9 protein-coding genes are annotated in these 11,762 nt (G+C 65.8%); all 9 read right to left on the bottom strand.

Features of this window, described 5'->3' with window-relative positions; all coding sequences use genetic code 11:
• Positions 1–8: 8 nt before the first annotated feature.
• On the bottom strand, positions 9–1,778 hold the full coding sequence (locus DFO45_RS20215; protein ID WP_133866272.1) for a GMC family oxidoreductase: 1,770 nt from the start codon (positions 1,776–1,778) through the stop codon (positions 9–11).
• A gap of 58 nt (positions 1,779–1,836) precedes the next feature.
• Positions 1,837–2,610 (bottom strand): gluconate 2-dehydrogenase subunit 3 family protein, encoded by a 774-nt coding sequence (locus tag DFO45_RS20210; protein WP_133866271.1) that lies wholly within the window; start codon positions 2,608–2,610, stop codon positions 1,837–1,839.
• A gap of 169 nt (positions 2,611–2,779) precedes the next feature.
• Positions 2,780–4,312: a sensor domain-containing diguanylate cyclase gene (locus DFO45_RS20205; RefSeq protein WP_133866270.1), complete on the bottom strand. Its 1,533-nt coding sequence runs from the start codon at positions 4,310–4,312 to the stop codon at positions 2,780–2,782.
• A gap of 175 nt (positions 4,313–4,487) precedes the next feature.
• On the bottom strand, positions 4,488–5,327 hold the full coding sequence (locus tag DFO45_RS20200; protein WP_133866269.1) for an ABC transporter permease: 840 nt from the start codon (positions 5,325–5,327) through the stop codon (positions 4,488–4,490).
• The gene (locus DFO45_RS20195) at positions 5,320–6,120 is read right to left on the bottom strand and encodes an ABC transporter ATP-binding protein (RefSeq protein WP_133866268.1); all 801 of its coding nucleotides are present in this window, start codon (positions 6,118–6,120) and stop codon (positions 5,320–5,322) included. Before DFO45_RS20195 ends, DFO45_RS20200 begins: the two co-directional genes overlap by 8 nt.
• Before the next feature lie 3 nt (positions 6,121–6,123).
• Entirely contained in the window at positions 6,124–7,125 is a 1,002-nt protein-coding gene (locus tag DFO45_RS20190; protein ID WP_133866267.1) for an ABC transporter substrate-binding protein, read from the bottom strand.
• Positions 7,126–7,151: 26 nt separating this feature from the next.
• Positions 7,152–8,321, bottom strand: a complete 1,170-nt coding sequence (ssuD, locus tag DFO45_RS20185; RefSeq protein ID WP_133866266.1) for an FMNH2-dependent alkanesulfonate monooxygenase — start codon at positions 8,319–8,321, stop codon at positions 7,152–7,154.
• A gap of 228 nt (positions 8,322–8,549) precedes the next feature.
• Positions 8,550–10,640: a HAMP domain-containing methyl-accepting chemotaxis protein gene (locus DFO45_RS20180; RefSeq protein ID WP_133866265.1), complete on the bottom strand. Its 2,091-nt coding sequence runs from the start codon at positions 10,638–10,640 to the stop codon at positions 8,550–8,552.
• 342 nt (positions 10,641–10,982) lie between these two features.
• On the bottom strand, positions 10,983–11,708 hold the full coding sequence (locus DFO45_RS20175) for an MIP/aquaporin family protein (protein WP_012171235.1): 726 nt from the start codon (positions 11,706–11,708) through the stop codon (positions 10,983–10,985).
• Between the last annotated feature and the right edge of the window lie 54 nt (positions 11,709–11,762).

Genomic DNA, 11,762 nt, shown 5'->3' with positions numbered 1-11,762 from the left:
GGGCGGACCTATGCCTGAACCAGGGGGCCGGGGTTTTTGAGATACTGGGTGCGGATGGCATCCGCTGCCCAGAGCGCCAGCGCACCCACGGTGCCTGTGGGGTTGTAGCCGGCATTCTGTGGGAAGGCCGAGGCGCCGATGACGAACACGTTGTGGGCGTCCCAGCTCTGCAGATAGCGGTTCACCGCGCTGCGCTTGGGATTGTCGCCCATGATGGCGCCGCCCGTATTGTGCGTGCTCTGATAGGGCACCACGTTGAAGTGGTCGGGCAGGGAGCGGGGCGTCACATGCTTGGCGCCCATGGCCTTGCCGATCTCGGCGCACTTCTGGGCGATGAAGCGCGTCATCTTCTTCTCGTTCTCGTGCCAGTCGAACGTCATGCGCAGCAGCGGGCGTCCGAACCTGTCCTTGTAGACGGGATCAAGGTCCAGATACTTGTCGCGGTAGGAATAGACGCTGCCCTGGCCCGCCACGGCCGAGGTGTTCTGATAGGTGGAGGCCACCTGCTTCTTCCACGCAGAACCCCAGGCCGGCGTACCTGGGGCACGGGTGGCCGACATGGCGATGGGGCGGCCATGATAGTTCGACGTGGTGATGCTGGCGCCGCCCACGAAGCCGAGGCCGGTATGGTCGAAATTGTCGCCGTTGAAGTCGTCGATGCACTGGCCGAGCGAGCCGGCGCCGACGAAGGGATTGAAGCGCTTGCCCTCGAACAGCAGGCCGGCGGCACCGGCGGACTGGTAGGCATAATTGCGCCCGACCACACCTTCGCCCGTCTTCGGATCATAGGGCTGGCCGATACCGGAGAGTAGCATCATCCGCACATTGTGCAGGCCGTAGGCGCACACCAGCACGATGTCGGCGGGCTGGTCCCATTCCTCGCCGGAGCTGTCCACGAAGGTGACGCCCGTCGCGACATTGCCGCCGGGATGCTTGTTGATGTGCAGCACCTCGCATTCGGTGCGCACGCTGAAATTGGACTTGCGCATCAGCACCGGCAGAACGTTCGCCTGCGGACTGGCCTTGGAATAGTTGCCGCAGCCGAAGCGCTCGCAGAAGCCGCAGTAGGTGCAGGGCCCCATGGCGATGCCGAGCGGGTTCACATAGGCCTCTGAGGCATTGCTCGCAGGGCGCGGGAAGGTGTGATAGCCCATCTCGCTCGCGGTCTTCGCGAACAGCGCCGTGGGCGCGGTGTCCTTGAGCGGAGGCAGAGGATAGTCCCGCGTGCGAGGGCCCTCGAAGGGATTGCCGCCCGCCTGCATCTTGCCCTGGATATTGCCGGCGCGGCCGGACGTGCCGGCGATGTATTCGAACTTGTCGTAATAGGGCTCGAGGTCGGCGTAGGTGACGCCCCAGTCCTCGATCTGCATGTCCTCTGGCAGGGCGCTGGCGCCATAACGCTGGGTGAGGTGGGATTTCAGCGTGAAATCCGTCTCCAGGAAGCGCCAGGTGTGGCCGTTCCAGTGCACGCCCGCGCCGCCGACGCCGTTTCCGACGATGAAGGCGCCCGGCCATCGGATGGGCAGCGCCTGCTGGGCGATGTTATGCCGTAACGTAAAGGTTTCCTGCGCCGGCCGCAGGAACAGGTCCAGACGGATGCCGTAGCGCAGCTCATCGGGATCCTGCGTCGGCGAAAAGTCGGTGGAGGTGTCGCGCCATGGACCACGCTCGATCGCGACAACGTCGAGACCTGCGTCCGTGAGTTCATGGGCGAGCAGCGATCCGGTCCAGCCGAGGCCGATGATCACCACGTCTTTCTTTGGGAGCTTGCGCGCCATCGTTCTATCCTGTCGGTCCGCGCGCGGCGGCCCGGGAGAGGGAAGGGGATGGGTCCGATCAGCGACCCGGCGTCCAGCCGGCGCGACCCTGCAGGCCGACGGGCGGAAGCGGGTAGGGATCGGTCACGTGGTCGATGAAGTCGCGATAGTCATAGCGGGCACCGGGGAAGCCAATGAGCTTCCAGCCCACCATGTCGCGGTTGCCGCCATAGAGCGGGTCGGCGAAGAAGCCTTCCATGGTGTTCTGCAGCACCAGGTTGAAAAGCGGCCGCGCACCAAAGCCCTCGAATTTGGCTTCGCCCTTTTCCATCGCCGTCAGGACGGTATCGCGCTCCGTCGGCGAGAGATCGGCGAAGGATTTGCCGCTGCGGTTGGCCTTGCACCACGCATCAAGCGCCTTGAGGCCCGCACGATATTGCTGAGCCGGTGACAAGGGGCTCTGCGGTCCGAATTCGGGCGCCGCATTGGTGGCGAAGGGCGGCTTCATGTAGAGCCGCTCGGCAGCGCCATACGGGCCCGCGAGCTGGCGGTCGATGAAGACGGCACAGCCCGCATCCTTGCCGCTGGGGCTCAGCTCGTCGGCCGGGATGAGACGCTCGACGATGGCCTCCACCGCGCGGGCCTCATCGGGCGTGAAGAAGAGCCAGCCGCCCGGCGTTGCAGGCTCCGGCGGCGTTGCCGCACCCGGCGCCCAGGGGACTTCGCCTGACAGAAAGCGCGCATGCGCGGGCGTCAGACCCACCAGAACGGCTGCTGCTGTCGATGCCAGCAGGGTTCGTCTATTGATTGAGTGATTAATAGGTAGGCCTGTCATTGCCGCGCCTGCTGACATATTGTCGCATTACCTTAGTTTTTAGTAATGCCAAGCAGGCCGGTGTCGCAAGGAAAAAGCGGGCTTGTGCCACAGATATCGTGCTGCATCGCAATGGGTCGGTTGAAAACCCTCGGCGGCTCGGAAGCGGAAGGCGTGGCGGTCGAGCACGCGGCTTTTCTGCGCCGGCTCAGCAGGCGAGCGGGCGCAGATTGTCGTTGCGGGCGACGTGGCTGCTCACGACCCGGTTCCGGCCCGTCTCCTTGGCGCGATAGAGGGCGTGATCGGCCGCGATCATCATCTCCGCGAGCGTGCCCTTGGGCGCGGCGAGGGCCGCGGCAAGGCCAATGCTGACGGTGACGGGCGCGACGCCCTCGGCGGTATTCGCCTCAATGGCTGCGCGAATGCGCTCGGCCACATGCGCTGCAGCGGGGGCGTCCGTCTCCGGCAGGATGATGGCGAACTCCTCCCCGCCGTAGCGCCCCGCGAAGTCGCCCGGCCGATGGAGGCTGGCGCGGATGATGTCGGAGACCTCCCGCAGCACCCGGTCGCCGCCAGGGTGACCGATACGGTCGTTGACCTGTTTGAAATGGTCGATGTCCACCATGAGGACGGCGATGGAACTGCGCTGTCGGGCGGCCCGCTGCCATTCCCGCTGGCCGAACTCGTCGAAATGCCGCCTGTTGGGCAGGCCGGTCAGACTGTCGGTCTGGGACAGGCGGAGAAATTCCTGCTCGATTTCAAAGCGCCGCAGCATTTCCCGCCGGAGGGCCACAGCCGCGCCGAGGATCAGGAGGCAGAGGACCACCGAGGTCGCCGCCCCGGCGAGCCATTGGGCCTGCCAGGGGGCGGTGACAGCGTCCATGCCGACACCGACCACCACGATAAGTGGCAGGTCGCCCACGCGTGAGAAAACGTAGTAGCGCTTGACCCGATCGATTTCGGAGGTGCTGGTGAAGCTGCCCTGCGGCGCTGTCGCCATGCGCTGGAAGTTCGGTCGGCCGAAGACGTTGAGCCCGAACCCGCCGAACGAGCCGAGATCGGGCTGGCGGACGAGGATGGTGCCATCGAGCCGGATCAGGCTGATCGCGTCGCTCCGGTGGCGGGTGAGGCTGGCGAACATCTCGCGCACGCTCTGAAGGGGCACGAGGATGGCGAGAATGCCGGCGAAATTGCCATGGCTGTCCGTGAGGCGGCGGGACAGCGCCACGCAGGGCTCCTGATCAAGCCGGTTCCGGAAGGGGCGACTGAGGTAAAGCCCGGTCGCCGGCTGGTCGCGCTGGATGATGAAATAGTCGCGGTCGGCCGCCTGCTCGCCATTGGTGGGATGCCGGGAACTGGCGACCAGCTTTCCGGATTCCGAGATGAGGATCATCTCCGCCGGGATGCGGCTCGCGTCCATGGTCCGCCGGATGATGTTGGCGGGCGCACCTGTGCCGCGGGACGGTGGCAGATCCACGATCTGGGCGGCCGCCTCCCGGAGCAGGAGGTCATACAGTTCATAATGGCGCTGAATGTCCTGGCTGGTGATCAGGACGAGGTCGCCGATCTGGCGCTGCTCGTTTCCGAGCGCATTTTGCCGGGCCTCCCAAAGGCTCACCGTCGTGAGGACGGCGACCAGCAGAACGATCAGCAGCCCACCGGGAATGATCCAGCGGGTCGCCGAAGGAGGAACTGCGTCCTTCGGCAGTTGGTCCGGTTGGGAAGGCGGTGTCTGGGTCACGGCGCGGCGGAGTCATGCCCTTGGGGGTAAGCACTGACCTCCGTTTAAAATTGCGAGCTATATGCCGCAAGGACAAGCGCATCCGTTCTGGCGCGAAGCTAGAGCCATTCGGCGCGTACAACCCGCTCGATCCGGTTGTGCGTTCCATGCGGCCGGCGTGCGCGCCTGCACGCCGTCAGTGCTGGACGCCCCAGCGGACCACCGTTCGCCGCTCGATGAAGCGGAACACCACCATCTCCACGACGAGGCCGATGAGGATCACCGTTGCAAGGCCCGCGAAGACCCGGTCGGTCAGCAGTTCATTGCGGTTCCGGTAAATGAACCAGCCAAGGCCCCCCTGGCTCGAGCTGACGCCGAAGACGAGTTCGGCCGCAATCAGCGTGCGCCAGGCAAAGGCCCAGCCGATCTTGAGGCCGGAGAGGATGGAGGGCAGAGCCGCCGGCAGCAGGATGTGGACCACATAGGCCGGGCCCCGAAGCCCGTAATTGCGGCCCACGAGCCGCTGGGTTTCCGGCACCTGTTCGAAGCCCGAGAGGGTCGCGAGCGCAAAGGGCCAGAGCACGGCATGCACCAGCACGAGCAGCAGCGCCGGCTCGCCGAGGCCGAGCCACATCATGGCCAGCGGCAACAGGGCAATGGCCGGCAATGGGTTGAACATGGAGGTCAGCGTCTGGAGCACGTCGCGTAGGAAGGGGATGGCGACGGCGCCCGAGACGATGGCCAGCGCCAGAGCGATGGCAATGGCGTAGCCCTTGAGCAGCACCGTGAGGGAGGCGAGCGCAGACCACAGCATGCCTTCCGAGGTCGTGGCCTCGACGAAGGCTTTCACGGTGTCGGTGAAGGTCGGGAAGAGCAGCGGGTTGTTCTGCCAGAGCGCCGCCGCCTGCCAGATCAGCGCCAGCAGGGCGAGGATGACGATCCGGCGCACGCCCGTGTGCCGCCAGAGGCGGGAGACGGAGAGGCTCGGCCGAGGAAGCGGTCGCGGCCGCAGCGTGGTCAGTTCGACTTCAGACATGGCCGCGCTCGCTTCCGAACAGCAAAGTGTGGACCTCGAGGGTGAGGCTTTCGAAAGCCGGGGTGCCCATGTCGGCCAGGCCCAGATGGGCAGTATCGCGCGTGGTCAGCGTCCGGCCGGGATGGGGGCTCAGCAGGTGCAGGCGGGTGCCGATCAGCACCGCCTCGTCGATGGCGTGGGTGACGAAGACGAGGGTGAAGCCGAGTTCGTCCGCGAGCTTAAGCAGGTCTTCCTGCAACTGGCGGCGGGTGAGGGCATCGAGCGCCGCGAAGGGCTCGTCCATCAGCAGCACGTCCGGATCGGTGGCGAGCGCGCGGGCAATGGCGACGCGCTGCTTCATGCCGCCCGACAGAGCATGGGGAAAGGCATCAAGGGCCCGGGTGAGCCCCACACGGGCGATGGCGCCTTCCGCCCGCGCCTCCGCTTCGCGGCGAGACAGCTTGCGCGCGATGCGCAGCGGGAAGGCGACATTGTCCCGCACGGTCTTCCAAGGCAGGAGCTGGTCGAACTCCTGGAACACCACGATGCGGTCAGGTCCTGGCCCGGTGACGGGGCGCCCGCGCACCAGCACCGTGCCGGAGGTGGCCGGAATGAAGCCGGCCAGAGCCTTGAGGATGGAGGACTTGCCGCACCCCGAAGGCCCAAGCAGCACCAGCCGCTCGCCCGCACCGACGCTGAAATCGACATTCTCCACGGCGCGGACGCTGCCCGCCTCCGTCACATAGTCGAGTGTCAGGCGCCGCGCCTCCAGGACCGGGGGCGCCGCATCTAAGAGGGGGGCGAGGGCGGGCATCGTTCAGCTCCCCTGATCGTTGTGCAGATCGTCGAAGGTGTAGTCCTTCCAGCTCGCCGGGCGGTTCTTGATCGCGCTGATCTGCGCAAGGAAGTCCGCGAACTTCTGCGAGCCGAGTGGGGTGAGCGTGTATTTCACCTGCGGGTCGGACAGCACCTCGGTGACGAAGGCCGGATCGAGCTTGGAATTCTCGGTCTTCACATAGATGGCGGCCGCTTCCGCCTTGTGCGCATCCACCCATGCGGTCGCTTCCCGGAAGGCGTCGAAGAAGGCCTTGTAGGTCTTGGGGTTCTGCGTCTTGAAGCGGACGGTGCTGTAAACGAAGGTGGGCGTCACGGGCCCGCCCAGCACGTCATAGGAGGAAAACACCTTGTGGACCTTGGGATCCTTCAGGGCCTGATCCTGATAGGGCTGGTTGGACACATGGGCGGTGATTTCCGTGGAGCCGGAGAGCAGGGCGGCCGTCGCGTCCGGGTGGGGCAGGGTGATGGTGAGGTCGTCGAGCGACTTCTCCTTGCCCGGACCGAAGGCCTGCTGCGCCGCCATCTGCAGGATGCGGGCCTGCACCGACACGCCCACTGCCGGAAGGGCGATCTTGTCGGCCTTGGTGAAGTCCTTCAGCGTCCTCACGTTGGGATTGTTGGTGACGAGATAGTTCGGTTGTGCGCCCAGCGCGCCGATGATCTTCACCTCGTTGGCGCTGCCGCGCGTGCGGTCCCACAGGGTGAGGAAGGGGCCGATACCGGCCGCCGCCACGTCCACATTGCCGGAAAGCAAGGCGTCATTCACGGCCGAACCGCCGGAGAGCTTGGCCCAGTCCACCTTGATGTCGAGGCCGAGGGCCTGCCCGTGCTTCTCAATGAGCTTCTGGGCTTTCATCACGTGGAAAGGCGTGTAGAGCGTGCCGAACTGCTCCACGATGCGGATCGTGCCTTCGGCGAAGGCAGGAGCGCTGGTGCCGAGCACCGCCGCGATCAGGGAAGCGGCCAGACCTTTTTTGAACATTGCGAACTCCAGATGTCTTCCCACCATCATTCCGCAGCGCGGATCGTGGCGGTTGCGGCTGGTCCGTGGCTGCCCACGGCGAATTCATTGACGATCTGCGTCCGCACGCCGCGGCGGCGGCCATCGATGCCGAGGGCGGGGAAGAGCAGTTCCGCGACCCGGTAGGCTTCCTCGAGGTGCGGGTAGCCCGAGCCGATGAAGGTGTCGACGCCGATGGCCTGATACTCGCGGATGCGCGCGGCAATGGTCTGCGGATCGCCTACAAGGGCGGTGCCGGCGCCCCGGCGTACCAGTCCGACGCCGGCCCACAGGTTGGGCGCCACCTCCAGACGGTCGCGGCGGCCGTCGTGCAGCGCGGCCATGCGCGCCTGTCCGACGGAATCCATCTCTTCCTTGAAACGCTTCTGGGCGTTGGCGATCTGCGCGTCCGAGACCTGGCTGATGAGCCGGTCGGCCGCCGCCCACGCTTCGCTATCGGTCTCACGGACGATGAAGTGCAGGCGGATGCCGAAGCGCAGCGTGCGCCCCCGGGCGGCTGCACGGGCGCGCGCAGCGGCAATCTTCTCCGCCAGCAGGGCGGGCGGCTCGCCCCAGCTCAGATAAAGGTCCACATGCTCGGCGGCCACATTGAGCCCGGCATCGGAAGAGCCGCCGAAATAGAGTGGCAGGTGCTCCTGCACGACCGGGAAATCGAGGCGTCCGTTCTCCACACGGTAATAGCGCCCTTCATGGTTCACCGTCTCGCCGCGCACCAAGGCGCGCCAGATGGCGACGAATTCGGCGCTCTGCGCATAGCGCTCGTCATGGCCAAGGAAGACACCGTCGGCCGCCAGCTCGCCCGGATGTCCGCCCACCACAAGGTTGAGCAGCAGGCGCCCGTCGCTGAGGCGGTCGAGGGCAGCCGTCTGGCGGGCGGCAAAGACCGGCGTGGTGACGCCCGGCCGCAGGGCGACCAGAAAGCGCAGGCGCTCCGTTGCAGTGGCGAGGCCGGCGGCCGTGATCCATGAATCCTCGCAACTCTGGCCGGTCGGCAGCAGCACGCCTTCAAAGCCGAGCCGATCCACCGCCGTTGCGACTTCCCGAAAATAGCCGAACTCCGGCGGGCGCTGCCGCGTCTCCGAGCCGAGATAGCTGCCATCGCCATGGGTCGGGATGAACCAGAACATGTGGGGCGGAGGAGGGGTGAGGTTGCTCATGGGGCACTCCGTTTCACCCCAAAATGCCGTTAAAAACGATATAGTCAATTATTTAAATGGAAATTATCACAGCGGCGGTCTGGCAGGCGGAATGGCGCCTCGAAACATGCGCCGCCAACCCCGTGCAGAAGGTTCGCCGCTCGGGCGCGTCCACTCAGCAGACCAAGCTTGAAAAACAAAAGCCCCGACCGATGGTCGGGGCTTTGCACTCGTCCTCGAGGATGCGGGTCAGCTGGCCCGGACCGTGGCGAGGAACTGCTGCATCTGGGCCTCCAGGCGCTTGGCCTGATCGGTAAGCGCGGTCGAGGCCTGGAGCACCTGTCCCGCCGCCTCTCCCGTCTCGTCCGCCGTCTTGGCGACGTCCGCGATGTGGGAGGTGACGGTGTTCGTGCCGGTGGCCGCCTGGTCTACGTTACGCACGATCTCGCGGGTCGCGACGCCCTGCTCTTCCACGGCAGCGGAAATGCTGGCAGCGACATCGCTCATCTTGCGGATCTGGAGTCCGACACCCTCGATAACCGTCACCGCCTGTTGGGTGGTGGCCTGGATGGCGCCGATCTGGCTCTCGATCTCTTCGGTGGCCTTGGCCGTCTGCGTGGCCAGCGCCTTCACCTCGGACGCGACCACCGCGAAGCCCTTGCCGGCATCACCCGCACGTGCGGCCTCGATGGTGGCGTTGAGGGCGAGCAGGTTGGTCTGCTCGGCAATCGAGGAGATGAGGCCCACCACGGCGCCGATGCGGCCGGCCGCCTGGGCCAGGTCCTGAATGACCGTCCCGGTCTTCTCCGCTTCCGCAACGGCGACCTTCGACATTTCCGCCGACTGCAGCACCTGACGGCCGATCTCGTCCACGGAGGACCCCAGTTCCTCGGCGGAGGAAGCGACCATGACCACGTTGGTGGAAGCCTCCTCGGCGGCTGCCGCGACGGCGGTGGACTGGCTGGAGGTCTTCTCGGCGGCCTTCGCCATGCGGCCGGCGGTCTGCTGAAGCTGCTGGGAGGAGGAGGCCACGGTCCCGACGATGCCGCCCACCTCGCGCTCGAATTCGCCCGCGAGGTTCTGCATCATGCGCTTGCGCTCCAGCTCGGCCTCGGTCCGCTGGCGGGCGGCTTCGGCCTCCATGCCGCGGTTGCGCACGAGGCTCTCCTTGAACACCATCAGCGCCTTGGCCATGGCGCCGATCTCGTCGTGCCGCTGGGTGCCGGGGATTTCCACCTCGAGGTCGCCGCCGGCGACGTCCGTCATGACATGCGTCAGGCGGCTGATGGGTCCCGTGACGCGCCGCAGCACCACCAGAAGGCCGACCACCGTGAGAGCGACGGCGAACACGAGGATGGCGCTGTAGGTGAGCAGGTTGCGGAAGGCGGTCGCCTCCCGCGCATTCGCCGCTTCCACGATCGACTTGATGGAGACCATGGCGACGTCGGAGAAGGTGTTCTGCGTCTGGCTGGCGTCGCGCCAGGCGTTGAGGGCCACACCGGCAGGCTTGCCGCTGCGCAGGTTGGACAGGATGTCGTCGCGCAACTTCTTGAACGAGCCGCCGAAATAGGTCTCCTGCGCGATCTGGATCGCCTTCTTCAGGTCTGGCGAAGTATCGTCATTGTCCGCAACGTCGAGCACCGGCTTCCAGGCGGCGGTCACGCGGCCGTCGAGGTCGGTGACCGTGCGGTCTTCCTCCGGCTTGAACGGGCGCTCTGCGCCGACGACGGTGTTCAGGATGCCGTTGATCGTGCCCACATAGCTGCGCACGTCCCACGCCATGGTGCGGGAGAGGATGAACTGGGAGAGTGTCGGATCGTTCGCGCGGATGCCGTCTTCCGCCGTGTCCAGGAACTTCTCCATGGTGGTCATCAGGCGGCCGCCGTCGTCGTTGATCCGCTTGGAGAGGCCGGCCTCGCGCTGCGCCAGGGGACGCGGCAGGTCACGGTCGGCGGCTTCCCGCAGGCGGTCCATGTTGGCGAACTGGCTCTTGAGATCCTTGCCGATGGCGAGGAGCTTCTGATGGGTCAGAGCGTCGATCTTGGGCGCAGCCGCGGTCATCGCCTTGGCGGCGATCTGACGGCGCTGGTTCATCTGCTCCTGCTGGGCGGGCGTGTAGGCACCCTCCACCGTCAGCAGCGTGACCATGGACCCGCGTTCCAGGCGGAAGACCGAAAGGGCCTGGAGAATGTCCATTTCGACGGAGGCGAGACTGGCCGCCTCCTTCGCGCCATCGTAATTGCGCTTCGCGGTGGAGAGCGTGAGGCCGCACATTACGATGATGACTGCGCTCATGACGCAGAACAGGGAAACAAGTGCCGTCCGGATGGTGATGGTCATGCCAAAAGCCCCAGGGAATTCTGCGGCATTCTGGGCATGACAAGCTTGTGCCAACCTTTCAGGTGGGTGCACGGCTTCTATGGGCCTTTCCGGCAGGAATTATAACGTGAAGCTAAAGGTTTATGCCTATTCGGCGGGCTGGAGTGAGTGCCTGATGCCTAACCCGTCCTGGATGTAATTTGTAAAAATTTGTCTTCTTATCGAAAGGCGGTCCGAAAATGCCGCTGGAGTGCTGCTGCCAAGTCCCCGGTGCCCTGCCGCAAGGTGAGGTGGGGGCCGAAACAGAAAACCCCCGGCTTTTGGGCCGGGGGCTGCTGTAACTTCAAAACGCGGCGGATGGCGTCAGATGAACGCCTTGATGAGGAGGCCGGCCACCACGGCGCCAGCGAGCGGGCCGACCACGGGGATCCAGGAGTAGCCCCAGTCCGAGCCGCCCTTGCCGGCCACAGGGAGCACCGCATGGGCGATGCGCGGGCCGAGGTCGCGGGCCGGGTTGATGGCGTAGCCCGTGGTGCCGCCAAGCGAGAGGCCGATGGCCCACACGAGGATGCCGACCATGTAGGGGCCAAGCGTCGATGGAATGCCCGCGCCCATCACCGGCTTCGAGAAGATGGCGGCGATGACGAACAGCAGGACCACCGTGCCGATGATCTCGCTGATGAGGTTGGCAGGCGCGTTGCGGATGGCCGGGCCGGTGCAGAAAATGGCGAGCTTCAGGCCCTGATCGGGTGTCTTCGACCAGTGCGGCAGATACTGGAGCCACACCAACGTGGCCCCGAGGAAGGCGCCGATGAGCTGGGCGGGGATATAGACCGCGAGCTTCGAATAATCGCCGGACACGATGGCAAAGCCGAGCGTCACGGCGGGGTTGAGGTGCGCATCCGGGCTGCCGGTGGCGGCCGAGGTGAAAACACCGGCCATCACTGCGAAGGCCCAGCCGGCGGTGATGACGATCCAGCCCGAATTCTGGGCCTTGGAGTGGTTGAGCAATACGCCCGCCACGACGCCATCGCCGAGCAGGATGAGAACGAGCGTGCCGAGCAGCTCGCCGGTAAAGGGGGTGTGCATGGGACGTCTCCAGAACCCATTCTTGATTGATTGTTCAAGAGCATGAGCCGATGC

Origin of the sequence: Azorhizobium sp. AG788 (assembly GCF_004364705.1) — a bacterium.
Classification (GTDB): Bacteria; Pseudomonadota; Alphaproteobacteria; order Rhizobiales; family Xanthobacteraceae; genus Azorhizobium; species Azorhizobium caulinodans.
This window is presented reverse-complemented; position numbering and strand designations above follow the sequence as displayed.